This is a genomic window from Planctomycetota bacterium, from assembly GCA_039182125.1.
Taxonomy (GTDB): domain Bacteria; phylum Planctomycetota; class Phycisphaerae; order Tepidisphaerales; family Tepidisphaeraceae; genus JBCDCH01.
Genome location: JBCDCH010000073.1, coordinates 1 through 19,719, shown reverse-complemented (window position 1 = coordinate 19,719; position 19,719 = coordinate 1). Strand labels below are relative to the sequence as shown.

Genomic DNA, 19,719 nt, shown 5'->3' with positions numbered 1-19,719 from the left:
GTTTGGGGTAGTAATCCTCGTCCTGCCAGTCGAGCTTCTTGCCGGTGGAGGCGAAGATGATCTCCTGCTCAAGGGCACAACCCTTGTCGGCCCAGAATGCCTGGTTCTTCTGCCAAAGCTGCTTGGCGTTGACCAGTCCGACCATGCCCTGGGCATCGTCGGAGAGACTGCTCACATGCTTCTCGGTGTAGACGTCGACCCGGCTGATGAAGATCGAGTAGACGCTCTTGAACGTCTTGAGATCGCCCCGCCGCTGTGCCCCGCGCCAGACGGCGTCACGGGCGGCAACGTACTGCCGTTCGGAGAAGACGAGCGTGACGTTGAGCGCGAGGCCGTGGGCGGCAAGCTCTTCGAGCGCGTCGAGGCCGGCCGGCGTCGCGGGCACCTTGATCATCCGGTTGACATGCCCGGTGCCCCACTGCTTGCCCAGCGCGATGTACTGGGCGACACGTTCGTCGTGCGGGATGTTCGCCTCGACGTCTTCGAGCAACGGGTCAAGCTCGAAGCTGACCCAGCCGTCGTTGCAGTCGGTCTTTTCGTTGACCGGATGGAAGACTTCCTGGGCCTGCTTCACGAGGTAGTCGGTGAGCATCCAGCAGACGGCCTTGTCGTCGAACCCCTGCTTGAACAGCGCGGCCATGTGATCGTCGAAGCGTCCGGTCTTGATCAGGTCCGCGATAATGATCGGGTTGGACGTCGCGCCGGTGATGCCCGCGGCGTGGTTGGAGACGGTCAGTTCCGGGTCGACGCTGTCGAGCCAGAGTTTGGTGCCGAGGTCGGTCAGTGCTTGGATGCCAGTTGCCATGGTGTTATTGAATCTCCGTGATGGGTTTCCGCATGGTACGGACACCGGCGAAAGAGTCATCCATCATTCGGGGTACGAAGGGTGACGACGTACCTCGCCGGCTGGGTGGCATCGACATCGGGCCGACCCGCTTGGAGCGTGAAGCCCGTGTCCGACCGCTCGTAGCCGAAGGATTCGCCGGTCGTCGGATCGATCGTTGAGACATCGAACCCATCGAGATCGGCCGGAAGCCCATCGCCGGCCGCCTCGGACCGCAGTGCCTCTATCACGACCAGCACCCGGTACGCCCGTTCGGTTCGGGCAAAGGAACGCATGACCTTGCCGAACGACGCGGTGACGGGTTTGAGCGGACCGAAACCGTTGTTGGCCTCAAACGCGGTGGCTGTCTCCGCGAACGCCTCCGGCGAGCCGTCGGCCGCGACGATCAGCTCCAACATCGCGGTGTCCAATGCGAGGATCTGCCCCCGGATGGAGCCCGGGTTGTAGTTGACGCGCGGAGCGGGAATGGCCTTGTTCCACTGGTACACGTCGGCCAGTGCCTGCAACTGCGCCCGAAACGCCTCGTGCACCTCCCCGGGCACCTTGTTCTCGGCGCGCAGCCGGGCCATCTGGGGGAAGGTCGCCTCGATGCCGTCACGTTCGCCGGCGATGAGCCGGGCCAACTCATAACGCGGCGGGCCCATCTCGCGCAGAATGTCGCGGTAGTTCGCCGACCCGGGGCGTTGGATCGCGTCCTCGATCACGCCCAGCGCGTTGTCCCGAATGCTCGCGCCGACCAGCGCCGAGACCAGCACCGGCTGCTGCTCCACCGCGTCGGCGATCGCCACCATCAGCCGAACGTTCTCGGCGACCAACCGATCAACGCCCGCATCATCGAGCTTGACCGCCCTCGACTTGGTCGAACTCGTCGCGTTATCGAAGACGCCCTCGACCTTCTCGCCGAACTCGATCGCAAAGCGTGCCTCGTCGGCGAGGACGATGGTCATCTCGCGCAGCTTGTTCAGCTCCGGTAGGAGCGTTTCGAAGCCGCGCGTCTGCAACGGGATGCCCCAGTCGATCGTGCGGTGACGGGCGGCAACCGTGAGCGGATCCTTGAAGTCGCCGACCAGCACCATCGCCTGACGGGCGGCGGCGAGTTGCTCGTCGGTCGCCGACTCCCCCCCGGCGGCCAGCGCTTCGGCACGAATGACTGCGAGCGTGCGTCCGTCGATCTCGAGGCCGTCGTTCACGAGCAACGCCGCGCGGAAGAACATCGCCGACCCGTCGCCGTCGAGCCGCGGCAGCACTTCGGGCCGCAGGCTCATTGCGCGGGTTACGTCATCGACCGGCCTGGGCGACACCGTCAGTTCGGTCGTGGTCGTGTCGGGCGCGGGAGCGAAGATCAGAACGAGTGTGAGAAGGTGATTGAGCATTGAAAGTCCTGTGGGGCTGGTGGATCAGTTCGCATCAGAGCGAGCGATCGCCGACGCGAAGGGGACGCGAAGGGCGATTGCCGGAAGAGGCCGTCGAGTCGCGGAGCTCCGTCGCATGGCGCAGCGCCAGCAGCGACGTGGGCGCCAGCGGCGCGGGCGACATGCTCGGCGTCGGGCCCTGTACGAGCTGCGGCGTGGGTGGCGATTCGATTCGCGGGAAGAGCAACAACGTCACGACCGCTGCCGCGAGTACGCCGCTGCACGCCTGCCACGGCCAGCGTTTCACCGAGCGTCGGCCGGCTTCATACGCGATCGCCGCAGGGTCGAGGCTGCCGCGCGTCGGTTGCAGTTGGTCGAAGTTCATGGGTCGAGCCTTTCGCGGAGGGCGGTCATGGCCGCAACGTGGTCGGCGTGGGCGGTGGCGAGCGAGGTGCCGCACACCTCGGCGATCGCCGCGAAGCCGAGCCCGCCCCAGTGGCGGGCAATCACGACCTCGCGTTGTCGGTCCGACAGCGCCTCCAGCGCCGCGACGGTGTCGGCGACCTCCAGCGGATCGGGAACGGCAAAGTCCCCGGCCACCAGCTTCGGCAACGCATCCCGTCTCACCCGCTGGCGTCGTAGCTGGTCCAGCGCGATCCGGCGGGTCACGGTGAACAGCCACGCGGCAGCGTCGGTCGGCGGGTTGCGCTGCCCGAGCAAACGAACGAACGCCTCCTGCACCGCATCTTCCGCCGCGACCGGATCAAGCCACTGTCGGGCCCAGAGCCGCAACGGCCCGGCATGCCTGTCGAAAATGTCACCAAAGCCGGCCGCATCCATCGGTTTCCATCATGCAGACGCACGACAACCGCGAGTTTTCGGAACGAGCGGAAAATTCTCAAAGCGGCCTGAGTGTCACGATCACAGGCCGGTCCACCCGAGGCCGCCCGATCGGCCCGGTACTCGGCGGTGTCAGCGTGAAACCGGCCTCGGTGATTTCGTAACCGATCGGCAGACCCGTGATCGGATCGGGCGGGATCGGCAGTGCCGCATCATCCAACGTCGCCGGCAGTTCGCCGTGGACCGCCACATGGTGCCGCAGCGCTTCGACCGCCATCAACAACGCACGCTGACGGTGCGGGTGATGCAGGCGGATCGGAGCGTCGGAGAGATCAAACGCAAACCAGAAGATCGGGTTGACCGCTCGGCGTTCGACCGCCCGGTGCAGCAACGCGAGTTCGACGGCCGTCGCAAATGGCGTGAGCCCTTCCGAAGCGGCCACGAGCTTCTCGAAATGTGCGTCATACTCGGCAACCATCGCCGACGCGGTTCGCTGTGCGGGTGACATCGCACGAAGTTCGGCGTCGCTTGCCCCGCGAGCACGATGCCATTGCGTGCCCCAGGCGAACAACGCCAAACTGCCCGGCATGTCCGCCGAACGGGTCACACCGTTTCGATCGACGAACGCGAGAGTGGCCACATGATCGGCAAGCCGTGCGAACTCGGCCGGCGTGACTTCGCCGCCGCCACGAACACGCTTGAACCCTGGCAGACTCGCATAAATCGACCGCCACTCATCCTCAGCCATCCGACGCATCGGCACCGAACCTGGCCGCGCGGCGGCAAGGGCGTGGTAGTAGTTTCGTGAGCCGGGCCGTTCCATGGCACGGGCAAAATCGTCGAACGCATCGACGTGTAGACGCGCCCCGACCGAAGCCGCGACGTAAGCGGGTGCGGCCTTGAGGTCTTCGGCCAGCGCTGCCCGGATTCGAAACGCCTGGGCTTGTGTGGCGGCAATCTCGTTCTCCGTACCGGGTACCGCGACACGATCGCCGAACACGCCGGTCGGCCGCAACACCAGACCATCGCGGGTCGCGAGCGTGGATTCGGCGGAGAGCATCTTGGCGAGGTGTCGCAGTTCCTGCAGTTCGGGCAACAGCGTCCCCATCAACGGTTCGCCATACCCCCACTCGGCAGTGCCGCCGCGCACAGCTGAGTCGGCCATCACCCGGGCGTCATCGACGACGATCGCAAGCAACGCCTCGCGTGGTGCGGTCGCCAGGCTGTCGACATCGTCGAACGGCGCGGCGTGCCGGGCCAACAGCACGGACACCCGCATCCACCCGGCCGCGGCGTTGCTCTCTGGTAAGTCGCGCACTGGGACGAACATCTGGTCGTCGTCGGCCCGGGCTTGCTTTGGATCGAGCGTCAGCCGCAGCGGCTCGACGGCATCGGCCGACACAAGCGGAACGAACAGGAACGCAGCGACGAGGAGCAACCAACGCATGCCCACGACGTTAACCGTAACTCCGGGGGTTGGTGCGTGTCGGGTCGCACGGGTTGGCGTGATTCTGCGGTTTTCGGGCCGTGGGCGTGTCGGTGATCACGCCCGATAATTCTTTGGCGACTCATGGCGTGTGTGGTAGTTTCATGCGTTCGCCAGCGCCCGTTCGGGCTTCCGGGGAGTGTTTGACATGCCGCCGATCAGCACAAAGGCCTTTTCCAAGGCCCGAATTACGCCCTTTCCGCAACCCAGGCCGGCACCACCGCGCGTGTCCGACTCGGCCCTGCGACCGGTTTCGAATGACGCCAACGGCCCGGTCCCGTGGATCACGCCGTCGTCGCGCAGCAAGCAACATAACCGCCACGGCGGCCAACCGGTGGTAGCCTTCACGGCCGCCCCAGAACCGGCCGATCCAATGAATGTGTCGTCCGACCCCAATTCCGCGCACCCGGCACCGACCAGCCCAAAGCTGGCCGACCGTGACACGCGCGGACTCGGCGAGTGGGCGGCCTTTCCCGTCTTCCTCGAGCCAGGCGACCACGAGGTCCGACTGCATCTGCGCGACGGCACGCCCGGCACACTGCTACGGCTCGTGCTCGAGCCCGCCGACAACCCCGACGCCGCCGCCCCGATCGGCACGATCGAACTCGAAGGAAACGCCGTCGGACGCAAGACATGGTCGCTGCCCAAGGTTCACGTCGACGTCGGTGGCAGGCACACGCTTCGCATCGAGGTGCTCGGTCCGGCGTGCGAAATCGAACGGGCCGAGATGCTCCCGCTGCACCGCCGGCCGCAAGCGCCGACGCCGGTCAAGCCGGCCGCGAAAACCGCCACGCCCTTCGCCGGCACGACCCAACCCGCCATCGCCCCCGGCCAACGGTCCAATCCGTTCGACCCGGGCGACGCATCGGTCACCTACCCGACCGATGCCGACCCGTTCGACACGTCTGGCCAACTGCCATCGAACACGCCTTCGGCCGCGCATGATGACACCGTCGGTTGGTGCGTCGGCGGCGAGTGGTTCGAGCAAGCGGTCGACCTTCCCGTCGGTGCGTACGACATTTGCGTGCGGGCTGCCGCGCCGACCGGCGACGTCGACATCGACGTGCTGCTCAACGGCGGCGTGCTCGGCACGATGCGGCTCGAATCCACCCAGCACTTCGGCGACCACCACCCCAACGTCCTGCGCGACATCCAACTCGACACCGACACGCGCGGCATCCTGCGGATCGAAATCAACGGAGCGGCGTGCGATGTCGCGTCGGTCCACATCGAACCCGCCGGCAGCTTCGACGCCGAGTTGACCGCCACGATGACCGAGAAGCCCGGAACCGAGCAGCCGGTCGGACTCGGCGCGAGCGCTTTCGACATCATCCCGCCAGCCGACACGGCCGACGCCGAAGACATCGACGACGATCCGATCAGCACGCTCGGCGTGGTCGATGCCGACTTCGACCGGATCGCCGACGACTTCGTCCAACACCCCGACGACCTGCAGGTCCGGCCCGAGGACGACGTCATCATCGACGTCTCCACGACGCCCGGCTCGGCGAACGACGACGACTCCGCGAACGAACGCGATGACAACGAAGTCAATCGCGGCATGGCCGAGGCACTGCTGGCGATGGCCGACACGCTCCTGCCCACCGACGAACCGCCGGTGGCGGAAGAGCCGAAGAGCGAATCACCCACCGAGACCCCACCGACCGACGATGCGGCCCTCGCGATCGACGAACTGGCCGAGACTTACGGGCTGGAACTCGAAGAGGATTCGGCCAACGCCCCTGAGCCGACCGAAGTCGCTCAACCCGTCGAGGAAACACTCGCGCCGACGGGCTTGGCCCAAATCGCGGAAGTGCCGGAGGAGACACGGACCGTCACCGTCCGCCGCCGTGATGCGGGGTCGGGTTGGGTGCTCGGCTATGTCCGTGGCCAGGACGCGCAGTGGTTCGAAGGCGAACGTAAGCCGATGGGCCATCGCAATGGCAAGTGGTCGGCACTGAGCGCGTCGGCCAACACCAACGAACTGATCGCGGTCGCTTGGCCGAAGGTCGGCGCAAGCCCGGTGGCAACGTGGACCAACACGCGCGACACGGCCGTCAGCGTCGACATCGCCGGCGAGCTCACGCTCGACTGGCACAAGATCGGCAACGACCGGCTGGCCAACCCCGCGCTGGTCGCCGACGTGGTCCTCGCGGTGGTCGACGCCGACGGTGCCGTTCATCCGCGGTTTGCCCGCAACAATCTCACCAAGCCGAGCAAAACCTGGCGGCGAGAAACGCTACACCTCGACCTCACCGGCCAAAGCGCCGAGCTACTCCCCGGCGGCTCGATCCTCGTGGGGCTGCGCGTGACGGGTGCCGAAGCGCCGGAGTTCGCCGTGGCGCTGCACGACGCGCTCGTGCTCGAAGTCACGCCGCTGAGCGAGTAACCAACAGCCCGGTCTTTCGGTAGACTCGGCCGAATGAACCCCGCCCTCCACGCCGCCGCGCTGCTAGCCACGACGATCACCTCCACCGCACTCGCCGAGCTCCGATTGCCGTCGGTGTTCAGCGATCACATGGTGCTTCAGCGTGATCAACACGTGCCGGTCTGGGGCAAGGGCGACCCCGGCGAGACGGTGACCGTGACGCTCGGCGATCGGGAACGCCAGACGGTCGTCGACGACGACGGCACTTTCGTGGTTCACTTCGCCCCGCTCGATGCGGGCGGCCCGTTCGAGCTTGTCGTGCGGAGCGGCACCGAGTCGATCGCGTTTGCCGATGTGCTCGTAGGTGAGGTCTGGGTCACGTCGGGGCAGAGCAACATGGAATGGACGGTCACGATGATCGACCCGGCCGATACGAAAGCCTTGCTCGAGTCGGCCGGGGATCCGCAGCTCCGGTTGTTCCTGCATCCCAAGACGATCGCGACCGAACCGCAGTTCGACAACGGCGGCCAGTGGGCGACCGACAACCCCGAGAACGTCAAGCCGTTTAGTGCGGTGGCGTATTACTTCGGCCGGCAACTTCGCGAAGAGCTCGACGTCCCCGTCGGCATCATCGCGACGAGCTGGGGCGGGACACCGGCCGAGGCGTGGACGCCCAAGGACGTGCTCGCCTCCGACCCGATCACCGCCCCGCTGGTCGAACGTGACACCCCCGACGACGAGGACACCCCGGCCTACATCCAGGCGATCAACGACCGCTACGCCAAGTACAAGGAAGCCGGCGAGCTCATCGACTTCCACCCAGAGCCGGCCAACACCGGCTTCGACAAGGGTTACGCGAATGTCGACTTCGACGACAGCGCGTGGGAGTCACGGGATGTCACGAGTACCTGGGAAGCGCAGGAGCCCGAACGTCAGTTCGACGGCGTCGTCTGGTTCCGCACCGACGTAGACCTGCCCGACGAGCTGCACGGCGAGCCGCTCACGCTCATGCTGGGCGCGATCGACGACATGGACACGACCTACGTCAACGGCGTCATGGTCGAACAAACCAACACCGACACGAGCCCCACCCCATGGTCGGACCGTCGCAGCTACGACATCCCCGCCGAACTGACCGAAGCCGGCACGCTCACCATCGCGGTCCGAGTGTTCGACTGGTTCGGCAACGGCGGGTTTATCCCCGGTGTCGAGCGGCGTTTGGTCGGCCCCGGCGGCGAAGTCGAGAAACTGCCCGAGACCTGGAAGAGCCACGTCGAGCACGAGTTGGACACCGCCCTGGCCCGCGGCCCGAGCGGTCTGCCGTTCTACGTGCCGGGCAAGTGGATCGAGCGCAAGCCCGGCCGGTTGTTCAACGGGATGATCGCTCCGATCGTGCCGTTCGGCGTGCGTGGTGTGATCTGGTATCAGGGCGAGTCCAATGCCGGTCGGGCCGAGCAATACGAGACGCTCTTCCCGATGATGATCCAGAGTTGGCGTGACGCGTGGCGTGAGCCGGAGATGCCGTTCGGGTTTGTGCAACTGGCGTCGTTCAAGCCGTACGTCGACGAGCCGAGCGATACCGACTGGTCGCACCTGCGCGAAGCCCAACGCATGACGCTCGACAAACTCGACCACACGGGCATGGCGGTGGCCATCGATATCGGCGAAGCCGACGACATTCACCCACGTAACAAGGCGGACGTCGGTGATCGACTCGCACGCTGGGCACTGCATGACGTTTACGGCGAAACCGACGTTGTTCGTGGCGGACCGACGTTCGAACAAGCGCGGACGCTGGGCAATCGTGTGTTGGTTCGGTTCGGCGACGTCGCGGACGGCCTGCAAACCCGTGGCGGCGAACGGCTGGGCGGATTCACCGTCGCCGGCGCGGACGGCGTGTTCCACGAAGCAACCGCGGTGATCAGTGACGATCGCCGCAGCGTGCTGGTCGGCAGCGATGCGGTGCCTGGGCCGGTTGCGGTGCGATACGCCTGGAAGGACAACCCCGAGGACGCGAACCTGATCAACAGCGTCGGCCTGCCCGCGGGACCGTTCCGCACCGACAACCTGCCCGGCCCGACCGATGGTCGTCGCTGATGCCAAATACGCACGATCCTGCCAAGTTCGTCGTAAACCCGCCCGCACAACCGGCATGAGCCTCATCGCCAATTGGCCCATCGGGGTCAGTTCTGCCAATGAACCCCGCGTTCCGTTGAATCAGCGGCGATATGGTCTACCTTTTATTCTCGGACCAAACGTCCGAGCCACTCCCGCCTCGCCGCACCCGCGGTCACCGTTGAAAGAATGCATTTCCAGGTTCGACTGCCGGTCGAACCGTTTTATCAGTTTCCCGTAGGTACCTAATCAATGTTCCGATCCCCAAGCACGTCTCGTCGTCTTGAATCCGGCCCCACCATGTTTGAAAATCTGGAGCAACGACGCTTGCTCACGGTCCTTTACATGGACGAAAACGGCAGGGCCGTCTGCGCCTGTGGCGTTTGTGCGGGTACCTTCTGTGGCAAGGCCGATGCGATGGAGACGCGACTGTCCGCAACCATCGAGCAACTGCCGTCGGCCGTGGAGTTGGCCCGTGAGTTCGGCGCCAACCCCACCATCCACGACCCGGCCAACATCGTCATTCAAGACACTTCGTCCGAGGTCGGACGCGATGGCCGCAGCCTTGCGGCACTCGATCCCGAGTTCCCCGGTTCCGAATTCGAGATCGACCTGAACTTCAACACGTCCCTGACCACGTCGCAACGCCAGGCCTTCGAAGACGCGGCGGAAGTCTGGGAGTCGATCATCCTCGGCGACACCCGCAACGTGTTCTTCAGTGACGGCAGCATGATTGACGATCTTGTGATCGACGTCTTCATTAGCAACATCGATGGTCAGGGTGGGGTTCTAGGCCAGGCCGGGCCGTCGGGCTTCCGCCCCGGATCGTTCGGCGATGATGCGTTCGTGTCCTTCGCCGGCTTCATGCAGTTCGACTCGGCCGACGTGGCCGGGCTCGAAGCCATCGGCGAGTTCGATGAAGTTGTGATCCATGAAATGGGTCATGTGTTGGGGGTTGGAACCTCGCCGTTCTGGGACAGCCTCACTGTCGGCGAGGGTGGGTCCAACCCCCGGTTTACCGGCGAGAACGCCGTTGCCGAGTTCAACAAGCTGACGCGCGACAACCGCACCAGCGTTCCGGTCGAAAACACCGGTGGTGGTGGCTCTCGCGATTCCCACTGGCGTGACTCGTTCTTCGGAGCTGAGTTGATGTCCAGCTTCTTCTCGGGCAGCGCCGGCCCACTCAGCCGATTCACCGCGGGTCTGATGATCGACCTGGGATACAACGACGTGAACCTCGACGCCGCCGAGATTTACCAAATTCCCGGGGCCAGCACGAACACGAGCGCGACGTTCAACCGCGTTCCAAACATCAGTTCGCTGACGGCTACGGGCAGTGAGTCCGGCGTCACGCTCACCGCCAACAACGTCTCCGACAGCGACGGCGTCGCACGTGTCGAGTTCTTCCGGGAATCGAACGGCATTCCCGGCCTGCAAAGCGAAACGTCCAACCCCGACACCGCCGTCGGCATCGACACCAACGCATCGGGCGGCTACAGCGTCACCCTCGCGGCCAACACCGTTCCCGACGGCACGAGCACCTACTACGGCCGGTCCATCGACAGCTTCGGTGCGTCGAGCCGGATACGCACGACCACCAATGACTTCGTGGCCGACTCGGTCGCGCCGGCACCGGTCAATTCGGTCTTCGAAATCGACGCACCGCAGGAGCAGGCCGCCATCCTCTTTGATGAAGCGATCCTGCCCGGTGCGGGCGATGCGTCGCTGTTGAACCTCGACACCAACACCACGACGACACCGACCGTGCTGTCGATCGCTGGCCAAACCGTCCGGCTCGATCTCAGCACCGACCTGCTCGATAACGGCAACTACGTCCTGACCTTGCCCGAAGGCTTCACCACCGACGCTGCCGGGAACGACTCCGAAGCGGCATCGCTCTCGTTCTACGTCCTGCGCGGCGACATCGACCGTGACCGCGACGTCGACCTGTTCGATGCGATCGATCTGCAACGTAACTTCGGCATGTCGTCCGGTGCCGTCTACACCGATGGCGACCTCGACTACGACGGCGACGTCGACCTCTTCGACGCGCTGATCCTCCAACGCGCCTTCGGCGACAGCCTGCCCGCCGGCTCGTTGTCGACCGGTGCCCTGTTTGCCGACAACAGCACCGCAAACCCCGGCCTTTCCAGCGGGGGCAGCCGATCACTGTTCAGCGGCAGCCCGATCAGCAACGCCGACGACATGTTCGGCGATGGCGATGGAGAAATTCTCCGCGAACGCACCACACGGCCCCTGGCCGCGCGGTAAGTTGTTGAAGCTACAAGGGGCGGCGAACGTTGTTTCGCCGCCCCGGTTGCTTCCGGAGAAATCATGCGTCAACAAGATCGACCCAACGTTGTCGAGACCCTCGAGGCCCGCCGGCTGCTCAGCGGCGACACGATCGCCGGCATCGCGACCGACGGCGGCGACTTTGCCGGCAACCTCAGCGGGCGGACCGTCTTCGTCAATGCCGGCCACGGCCTCAAAGTCAGCGGCAACAACTGGTCCACCGATCGCGGTGACAACAACGAGATCGTCGAAGACTTCGGCAACCAGGATCAACTGCGGTTCTTCGCGGACTACCTCCTTCGAGCCGGCGCGGCGGTCGTGCCCTTTCGGCCCATCGGCCATCAACCCAACGAAGTCATCGTCGACAACGACGACGCCGGCGTGACTTACGACGGCGGCTGGCTCGACAGCCAGGCCACCAGCAACTTCTTCGGCACCGCCGGCGACGTGCCCTACCGCTTCGCCAGCACCACGGCTTCGTCGACGCCCAGCGCAACGTTCAACGCCGACCTCCCCGAACCGGGCGCGTATCCCGTCTACACGTGGGTGCTCAACAGCACCAACCGCGGCGTCCACACCTACACCATCAACCACAGCGGCGGCGACGCCACGGTGGAGATCGACCACGCGAAGGTTGGTGCCGGCTGGGTCTATCTCGGTACGTACAACTTCGACGGCCCAGATGGAGCTGACGCCTCGGTCAACGTCCGGACCGACGACGTCGGCAAGGTCGTGATCGCCGACGCGATCCGGTTCGGCAACGGGCTCGGCGACATCGACCGCGGCACCGGGATCAGCGGCGCGACCCGCGAGGACGAAGGAGCGTTGTACTGGATCGAGGCGGGTCTGGGCGTCGGCGTGTCGATCAACCAGTTCCGCGGCGGCTCGTCCAGCGATGGCGGCGCCAACATCAACGTCACACCCCGGTACGCGGCGTTCATGAACAGCGCGCCGTACGGCGACAGCGTGCTGATCGGCTTCCACACCAACGCCGGCGGCGGCCGTGGCGTGCTATCGCTGTTCAACACCGGCGATGGCACGCCCAACCAACTCGCCCTCGCCCAGCGCACCGCCCAGAAGGTCAACGACGAACTCTCGGCACGCACCGATTTCGAGTTCCCCTGGAACGATCGCGGCTCCAACGTCACCTTCTCCGCCAGCTTCAACTATGGCGAGATCCGCGGTAGTGCCGTGAACAACGAAATGGACGCCACCATCGTCGAAGTCGGCTTTCACGACGATCTCACCGACGCACGGCTGCTCCGCGACGCCAACGTCCGTGATGCCGCCGCTCGGGCCACCTATCGCGGGGTCGTTGACCACCTCGTTGCGACCGGCGGGGTCACCGCCGGCTACATCCCCGACGCCCCCAACAACGTCCGCGCGCTCAACGTCGACGGAGGCGTGCAGTTCGGCTGGGAGCCGCAAAGCGGCGTCACCTCCTACGAGATCCAGGCATCGCTCGACGGCAAGGGCTTTGACACCTTCGCCACGAGCAACTTCAGCTTCTACACCGCGAGTGCGGCGGAGCTTGCGGCGTTGTCGGACGGGCCGATCGACTTCCGCGTGATCGCCAAGAACGCGGCCGGCAGTTCGATCCCCTCGCGCGTGGTCACCGCGAAAGTCGGCAGCGGGCCGAGCGTGTTGCTCGTCAACGGCTTCAACCGCCTCGACCGATTCCAGAATATCCGCCAGACCGCGAGCCTGAACTACAACCCGCCGGCCAGCGGGCAGGTCGAGACGTTCGACCGCGTCCGACCGATGCTCGCCAACACGTTCGACTACGTCACCGTCGCCGCCGACGCGTTGCCGGCGAATGTCGATTGGCAAATCGACTCGGCCCAAAGCGAAAACATCGAGTTCGGCACCGCGAACCTTCAGGACTACGACGCGGTCGTCTGGCTCGCAGGGGAGGAATCGACCAACGACCTCTCCCTGAGTTTCATCGAGCGCTCGCTCATTGCCGCGTACATCGACAGCGGCGGCAACATCTTCCTAAGCGGTGCCGAGGTCGCGTGGGATCTGGCCACGCGCAGCGGCGTGAGCAACAACGGGGCCGCGTTCCTCGCCGACTTCTTCGGCGTCGAGTACCGGGGGGACGATGCCAACGCATATGGCGTCAGTTTCAGCGAAGGGATTTTCGCCGGTGTTCCGTTGTTCGAGTTCGATGATGGCTCGGAGATCTATGACGTCGACTTTCCCGACCTGGTGCTGCCGATCGACGACGCTCAAGGGGTGATGACCTACTTCACCCCGTCCATCGGGCAGTTTGCAGCGGTCACCTACGAACAGCCGGCGAGCGATGGCAGCAGCGTCTTCTTCGGTTTCCCGTTCGAGACCATCCTCGACGAGACGATTCGTGCCGACCTCATGCAACGCATCGTCGGCTTCTTCGGCCTGCTCGACACGGCCGCGCCCACGCTGACGGCTTCCGCACGCAATGTCGTCGATAGCGTCGATCTGGTCTTCGCGTTCGACAAACCAGTGACCGCGGAGACCGGCAACCTGATCGTCGCCGGGCCCGACGGCAGCGTCCCTGCAACCGACTTCGTCATCAACGGCGGCGGCACCGACACGCTCACGTTCACCTACGCCCCCGGCGGCGAGGTGGCGCCGCTGGCCAACGGCAACTACACGGCCACGCTCACTGGCGTGACCGACCTAGCCGGTAACTTGGCCGACCCGGCGCTACTGCCGTTCTACTTTCTCAATGGCGACACCAACGGCGACCGCGATGTCGACTTGTTCGACGCCCTGGAGTTGCAGCGAAACTTCGGCCGTGCCAGCGACGTGTCATTCTCCGATGGCGATCTCGACTTCGACGATGATGTCGACCTGTTCGACGCGCTCATCCTCGTTCGGAACTTCGGCACGGTCGTGACCCCTCCGCCACCGCTGCAAGGATTGACGAGCCTGTTCAACCCCAACCGTGGCGATGGTCTTTTCGGCCAGACACGCCTGCGTGAACTTCGCTAAAACCCGTTACCGCAGCTCGGCGACGAGGATGTCGTCTCGCGACCGGCCGAACACGTCTCCCATCGCGAAGTAGAGTCGCCCGTCGAGGCCCCAACTCGCACCGCCGAAACGGCCTTGCGGCAACTCGCCGTGCGTCGTCCAACGGTCGGTCGCGAGGTCGTAGCTCCAGATGTTGGTCAGGCGGGTGTTGGCATTGCCACGCGCGCCCAGAAGCCAGACCTTGCCGGCATAAAAGAACACGTTGCCCTCGAAGTGGCTGCCGGCTTCGGGCATGTCGGTCTTACGCTCCCAAACGTCTCGGTCGAAGTCGTAGGCGAAGACTTCCTTGTGCTGGACGTAGCTGACGCCGTGGCCGTGCTCGCCGCCGAAGATGAACCATCGGGTACCGTCCGGCGTGTCGGCGAGGAGTTGGCCGGAATGGTCGGCGGCGCGAGGCAGCGGTGCGGCCTCCTGCCAGCCGGCCTCGACGTTGTCGAAATCGAGGAACCAGTGCTCGTCGGCCGCGGAAATGCCGTTGGGGTCGTTGCCGGCGACCACATGGACGCGGCCGTTGTAGAACGTCGCCGCCGCGGTCAGGCGTGCCTCGGGCAGATCGAACCACGGCGTCCATCGGTCACGGTCGATGTCGTACTTCCAGCCGACGTCGCTGGAGTTGTCGGTGCGGTCACCGCCGACATTGCCGTTCTGGCCGCCGAGCTTGTAAAGGAATCGGCCGTCGGAGAAGAACGAGAAGTGCGACTCGGGCCCGGGCAGGTCGGCCAGCCGGGTCCACGTCTGATCGACGACGTTGTACACGTCGAAGCGGCTGGTCGCGCTGAGGTAGTCGTTGGTGTAACCGCCTGCGACGTAGACAAGGTTGCCCTCGCGGTGGATGCCCGCCTCGATGCGGTCCAACGGCGCGGTGCCTTCGACCGTGAAGTCCATCGGCGCGGCGGTGAACGGCTCGACCGGTGCCGGCACGCGATCGACAAACAGGAACGCCATCCGGCTGCCGACCGGGCGGTCGAACTCTTCGATCGTCAGCTTACCGTCGTCCACCCGCACGACCGTTTGGCCCTCGACCCAGCGGTATGCATCGACCGGCCGGCCATCAAGGAACGGCGTCCCCTCGACGGCAAACCGGTACTGCCCGCTGTAGTTCTCAGGCTCGCCGGCCACGACGGTGACGCTGTACCAGCCGTTGGGCACCTGCACTGACCAGTTGCGCCCGTTGGTGAAGGCAAACGTGTCGTATTGCTCACCGAGCGGCTCGGACCGTGGCGAGTTGCGATCGATCAGGCCCGGCTCGTTGGAGAAGCTCCAGCCGTAAGTCAGTCCGTTGGCCCGACGGGCGAACTCGCGGCCGATGTCCGCCCGGAACCGCGGCGGCACGGTTGTGCTCGACTCGGGCTGGAAGTTGACACGTAGGCTGAACGGCTCGAACGGATCATCGCCGACGCTGCTGAGCGTCAACGCATCGTCACCGTCGCCGTCGGAACCGTCGGCCCACGGGCCGTCGCTTTCGAGGATTCGGTCGGTCGGCATCGGGTCCACGATGAGCGGCTCGGAGACCGCGACGCCTCCGTTGTTGCCGCCGCAAGCCGGGCATGTGCATCCCGGACCGTGGAGACTGCCATCGTCCCCGAAATGGCCCGCGAGCATTCGGCGTGTCTCGAGACGGTCCAGGCACGGACGCCCACAACGCGAAGCGTCATCGGTTCGGCGGACAAGCAAACTTCGGATCAGCACGTCAAACATGACCGGGTATTACGAATGGCGGTGGTCGGGTTGGCGGGTCAGCATACCGGATTGAGCGGGTCCATCGAACTTTATCGGTCGCCGATGTGATTTGGCATCATTCCGGCAAAGTCAGGACGGATTCGCCCGGCCGGGGCGGTCGTACCAATCCGCCCGGCAGGTGCTACGCTGGAACCGACGCCGCCGACCGGGGAAATGTTGCAACGGCGTCGATCGCACCGCCCCGGAGCGACCGGGGACGCAGACACCGGAGAAAACATGCCACGGATGGACGCTTTCATGATTCGCGGCGGCACGCCGCTCAACGGGACGGTGCCGATTTCCGGCAGCAAGAACAGCGCCCTGCCGCTACTCGCCGCGACCCTGATGGCCGACGGGCCGACCCGCCTCGACGGCGTGCCCCGGCTCTCGGACATCGACTCGATGATCAAGCTCCTGGGCGAGTTGGGCTGCCATGTCCAACGCGGCGAGGCGGTCGACGGGCTCGACGGGCCGCTCACCGTGGAAGTCCGCGACGCCGAGTCGTGCGAGGCCCGGTACGACATCGTCAAAACCATGCGGGCCAGCGTCTGCGTGATCGGCCCGATGCTCGCGCGGCGGGGACGGATCACTTTCAGCATCCCCGGCGGCTGCGCGATCGGCGACCGACCGATCGACCTGCACCTGCGCGGCTTGGAAAAACTCGGCGCCAGGTTCACCCACGATGGCGGCAACATCGTCGGGCACGTCGATGGCCGACTGCGCGGCACGACGGTCTACCTCGGCGGCGCGTCGGGACCGACCGTGCTCGGAACGATCAACGTCATGTCCGCCGCGACACTCGCCGAAGGCAGCACCACCATCGTTGGCGCGGCGTGTGAACCGGAGGTCTCGGACTGTGCGAATCTGCTCAACAAGATGGGCGCGAAGATCACCGGCATGGGCGGGCCGATCATCCGCATCGAGGGCGTCGACGAGCTTCAGGCGGTCGAGCACCGCGTCATCCCCGACCGCATCGAGGCGGGGACCTTTCTGATAGCCGGGGCGATCACCGGCGGCGACCTGAAACTCACCAACGCCAACGCCGGGCACCTCCACGCGCTCATCGACCGCCTCGCCGACTGCGGCGTAAGCGTCTCCCACGACGACACGTCCATGACCGTCCATGGCAACGACGCGACCATCACCCACACCGAGTTCGCCACCCAGCCCTACCCCGGCTTCCCCACCGACCTCCAGGCGCAGCTCATGGCGTTGCTCTGCTTCGGCGACGGCATGTCGGTCATCACCGAACGCATCTTCCCGGATCGCTTCACGCATGTCGCCGAGCTCAACCGCATGGGGGCCCGCATCCGCAAGGAAGGCCCCAGCGCGTTCGTTGCCGGCACGGAGAAGCTCCAGCCGGCCCGCGTGATGTGCAGTGACCTGCGCGCCAGTGCCGCACTCGTCTTGGCAGCCTTGGGCATCCACGGCGAGACCCGCGTCGACCGCATCTACCACATCGACCGCGGCTACGAGGCTATCGAAGCCAAGCTCCAAAATGTCGGTGCCGACATCGAACGCGTCGTCGTGGATCAGTGACCCGCACGCTGCCGACGCAACGGCAACGCCACGAGCAACGCCCCACCGCCCAGCACGGCCGTCGGCGAGGGGATCGGCGTCGAGGTGATGGTGAAGCTGAGCGACGCCTCGGCCAGGCCGCTGCCATCGGTGCCGATCACGCCGTCGGAGTTCAGAAAAATGTCGTACCCGACCGTGTACGACCCGGCCGCCAAACTACCCGAACGCGTCACCGGACTCGGCACACCGTCACCCGAAGCGGCACTGAGGTCTTCGATAGGCGTGACGACATTGCCACCCGCGTCGGTCAAGAATACACGCACGCCATTGGAAGCAGGCTCGAGATCGCTCGCAAAATCGGCTGACCCCGCGAGAACGAAGTTCCCCACGAATCCATCACCAACGGTGAAGTCGATTCGCAGTTGGGACACCGTCTGGCCGACGAAGGGGGCGTCGGTCGGCGCGTTAACGACCGCGAGAGATGTGGAGGCCGTGCTGCTGACAAAAAAGCCGAGAGGGCTGCCGTTGTTCAGTGTTGTGTCCTGATCTGCTGCTGCACTGAACGCAGGGCTGGCGGCGCTGATAGCACTGGTCGGAAAGCTCAGCGAGCCGGACGCTGTACTCGTGCTGCCGTCGGTCTGAACGCTCCCGTTGATGTTCGAGCCGACGGAAGACAAGCGGCTGTCGATCGTTGCGGCGTTGGTGGTGAGGTGGGTCGCGGTGCTGAGAGCAAGAGCCGCGATCGCGATGGCGATTTTTCGCTGCATGGCATTCTCCGGTTACCCCCAGACTTCGCGGCAAAGGTGAACGCAACGCACGACCGTGTCAAGCAAAACCCGCCTCAACCCGGCAACTTTGAACCCGACCACGGATATCCTTGGCCATGCTCAAGCAACTCCTCGCCGCCGTGTTGCTCGTCGGAACGCCGGCCTTGGCTTTTCAAGCATCGGCCGCGCCCGCTGACGAAGCCCAACGCATGATCGACGACGGGCTCGACTTCCTCGCCGAGCGGCAACAGGACGACGGGGCCTGGCAGCCGGTCGAGCAGGTGCCGCCGGCGATCACGGCGCTGGTGCTGCGCGGGATGGTCGAGAAGTTCGGCCCGGACGATCCGCGCGTGCTGGCCGGCTACGAAGCCCTGCTCGCCCAGCAGGTCGCCGACGGCGGGATCTACGACGACCTGCTGGCCAACTACAACACGGCGATTGCGATCAGTGCCCTGGCCGCGGCGAACGACGACGGCCGCTTTGACGCAGAGGTCGAGCGGGCCGTGGCGTACCTGCGGAAACTGCAGTGGACGCCCGAGACCGATCCAGAGTACGCCGGCGACAACCCCGGCGAGGAAGGCAGCGTCAGCGGCGAGGACGACGCGTTCTACGGCGGCTTCGGCTACGGCGGACGCTCCCGCGGTGCAGGGCGGCCCGACCTGTCCAACCTGCAGATGGCCCTCCAAGCCCTGCACGACGCGGGCATCAGCCCCGACGACCCGGCCTACCAACGCGCTCTCACCTTCATCACCCGCGCCCAGAACAACTCCGAAACCAACCCCGCCGAGTGGGCCGGCGACGACGGCGGATTCGTCTACGGCCCCGCCGCCGACAAGAACTACGAATCCTTCGCCGGCGAGTACGTCACCCCCAACGGCGAGCGTCGTCTGCGCAGCTACGGCTCAATGACGTACGCCGGCCTGAAGTCGATGATCCACGCCGGCCTGACCAAGGACGACCCGCGCGTCGCCGCCGCTTACGACTGGGTGAAGAACAACTGGACGCTCGACGAGAATCCCGGCATGGCCGAGCGCGGCGTCGAGTACCGCGACTGGGGCCTGTACTACTACTACCTGACCCTGGCCCGTGCGCTCAATGCCTACGACGAGCCGGTCATCGACACGCCTAACGCCGGCCCGGTCGACTGGCGCATCGCGTTCATCGAGAACGCCGCGAAACTGCAAAATGACGACGGCAGCTGGAGCGGCAACAAGAAGTGGCGTGAAGACGACCCCGTCATGGTCACCGCCTACATGATGATCGCCCTGCACGAAGTGCTCGACGACCTCGAGGAGCACCCGGTCGAGTGAAGACGCTTCGTCATCAAGTAGCGCGGTGTGGGAGGCCCACGGGGGGCGACCCCCCGGGGCGCCCGGTGGGGGGGAAACCCGCGGGGGTGGTGG

At 65.6% G+C, this 19,719-nt stretch carries 13 protein-coding genes; 6 read left to right on the top strand and 7 right to left on the bottom strand.

Annotated features, from left to right (window positions below):
- From AAGD32_15445 to AAGD32_15425, 5 genes are all read right to left on the bottom strand, one after another.
- A partial coding sequence (locus tag AAGD32_15445) for a transaldolase family protein (GenBank protein ID MEM8875640.1) occupies nucleotides 1-805 on the bottom strand: 805 nt, incomplete at its 3' end.
- A 56-nt stretch (nucleotides 806-861) separates the two neighbouring features.
- Nucleotides 862-2,217 carry a hypothetical protein gene (locus AAGD32_15440; protein ID MEM8875639.1) on the bottom strand — a complete coding sequence of 452 codons (1,356 nt, stop codon included), beginning with the start codon at nucleotides 2,215-2,217 and terminating at the stop codon, nucleotides 862-864.
- 34 nt (nucleotides 2,218-2,251) lie between these two features.
- Nucleotides 2,252-2,581 (bottom strand): hypothetical protein, encoded by a 330-nt coding sequence (locus AAGD32_15435; GenBank protein ID MEM8875638.1) that lies wholly within the window; start codon nucleotides 2,579-2,581, stop codon nucleotides 2,252-2,254.
- Nucleotides 2,578-3,036: a sigma-70 family RNA polymerase sigma factor gene (locus AAGD32_15430; protein MEM8875637.1), complete on the bottom strand. Its 459-nt coding sequence runs from the start codon at nucleotides 3,034-3,036 to the stop codon at nucleotides 2,578-2,580. Before AAGD32_15430 ends, AAGD32_15435 begins: the two co-directional genes overlap by 4 nt.
- A gap of 58 nt (nucleotides 3,037-3,094) precedes the next feature.
- Entirely contained in the window at nucleotides 3,095-4,483 is a 1,389-nt protein-coding gene (locus tag AAGD32_15425; protein ID MEM8875636.1) for a hypothetical protein, read from the bottom strand.
- A gap of 418 nt (nucleotides 4,484-4,901) precedes the next feature.
- On the opposite strand from AAGD32_15425, the gene AAGD32_15420 reads away from it, so the two are divergent.
- The 4 genes from AAGD32_15420 (at nucleotide 4,902) to AAGD32_15405 (ending at nucleotide 14,273) form a co-directional block, all read left to right on the top strand.
- The gene (locus AAGD32_15420; protein ID MEM8875635.1) at nucleotides 4,902-6,911 is read left to right on the top strand and encodes a hypothetical protein; all 2,010 of its coding nucleotides are present in this window, start codon (nucleotides 4,902-4,904) and stop codon (nucleotides 6,909-6,911) included.
- A 33-nt stretch (nucleotides 6,912-6,944) separates the two neighbouring features.
- Nucleotides 6,945-8,987, top strand: coding sequence for a sialate O-acetylesterase (locus tag AAGD32_15415; GenBank protein MEM8875634.1), 2,043 nt, complete (start codon nucleotides 6,945-6,947; stop codon nucleotides 8,985-8,987).
- A gap of 345 nt (nucleotides 8,988-9,332) precedes the next feature.
- Complete coding sequence (locus AAGD32_15410) at nucleotides 9,333-11,276, top strand: Ig-like domain-containing protein (GenBank protein MEM8875633.1); 1,944 nt, start codon at nucleotides 9,333-9,335, stop codon at nucleotides 11,274-11,276.
- A gap of 63 nt (nucleotides 11,277-11,339) precedes the next feature.
- Nucleotides 11,340-14,273, top strand: coding sequence for a hypothetical protein (locus AAGD32_15405; protein MEM8875632.1), 2,934 nt, complete (start codon nucleotides 11,340-11,342; stop codon nucleotides 14,271-14,273).
- A gap of 6 nt (nucleotides 14,274-14,279) precedes the next feature.
- Here the strand turns inward: AAGD32_15405 and AAGD32_15400 are convergent, their stop codons facing one another.
- Nucleotides 14,280-15,797 carry a kelch repeat-containing protein gene (locus AAGD32_15400; GenBank protein ID MEM8875631.1) on the bottom strand — a complete coding sequence of 506 codons (1,518 nt, stop codon included), beginning with the start codon at nucleotides 15,795-15,797 and terminating at the stop codon, nucleotides 14,280-14,282.
- 480 nt (nucleotides 15,798-16,277) lie between these two features.
- Here AAGD32_15400 and murA point away from each other — a divergent pair, with 480 nt between their 5' ends.
- Nucleotides 16,278-17,570: a UDP-N-acetylglucosamine 1-carboxyvinyltransferase gene (murA, locus tag AAGD32_15395; protein ID MEM8875630.1), complete on the top strand. Its 1,293-nt coding sequence runs from the start codon at nucleotides 16,278-16,280 to the stop codon at nucleotides 17,568-17,570.
- Here the strand turns inward: murA and AAGD32_15390 are convergent.
- Nucleotides 17,564-18,316, bottom strand: coding sequence for a hypothetical protein (locus AAGD32_15390; protein MEM8875629.1), 753 nt, complete (start codon nucleotides 18,314-18,316; stop codon nucleotides 17,564-17,566). The genes murA and AAGD32_15390 overlap by 7 nt on opposite strands.
- Nucleotides 18,317-18,432: 116 nt before the next feature.
- On the opposite strand from AAGD32_15390, the gene AAGD32_15385 reads away from it, so the two are divergent.
- The gene (locus AAGD32_15385; GenBank protein ID MEM8875628.1) at nucleotides 18,433-19,626 is read left to right on the top strand and encodes a hypothetical protein; all 1,194 of its coding nucleotides are present in this window, start codon (nucleotides 18,433-18,435) and stop codon (nucleotides 19,624-19,626) included.
- The last annotated feature ends 93 nt before the right edge of the window (nucleotides 19,627-19,719 follow it).

Bases quoted from the DNA above. Each gene is read 5' to 3' on its own strand.
- AAGD32_15440 (MEM8875639.1), bottom strand. From the start codon at position 2,217: ATGCTCAATCACCTTCTCACACTCGTTCTGATCTTCGCTCCCGCGCCC.
- AAGD32_15435 (MEM8875638.1), bottom strand. From the start codon at position 2,581: ATGAACTTCGACCAACTGCAACCGACGCGCGGCAGCCTCGACCCTGCG.
- AAGD32_15430 (MEM8875637.1), bottom strand. From the start codon at position 3,036: ATGGATGCGGCCGGCTTTGGTGACATTTTCGACAGGCATGCCGGGCCG.
- AAGD32_15425 (MEM8875636.1), bottom strand. From the start codon at position 4,483: ATGCGTTGGTTGCTCCTCGTCGCTGCGTTCCTGTTCGTTCCGCTTGTG.
- AAGD32_15415 (MEM8875634.1), top strand. From the start codon at position 6,945: ATGAACCCCGCCCTCCACGCCGCCGCGCTGCTAGCCACGACGATCACC.
- AAGD32_15405 (MEM8875632.1), top strand. From the start codon at position 11,340: ATGCGTCAACAAGATCGACCCAACGTTGTCGAGACCCTCGAGGCCCGC.
- AAGD32_15400 (MEM8875631.1), bottom strand. From the start codon at position 15,797: ATGCCGACCGACCGAATCCTCGAAAGCGACGGCCCGTGGGCCGACGGT.
- murA (MEM8875630.1), top strand. From the start codon at position 16,278: ATGGACGCTTTCATGATTCGCGGCGGCACGCCGCTCAACGGGACGGTG.
- AAGD32_15390 (MEM8875629.1), bottom strand. From the start codon at position 18,316: ATGCAGCGAAAAATCGCCATCGCGATCGCGGCTCTTGCTCTCAGCACC.
- AAGD32_15385 (MEM8875628.1), top strand. From the start codon at position 18,433: ATGCTCAAGCAACTCCTCGCCGCCGTGTTGCTCGTCGGAACGCCGGCC.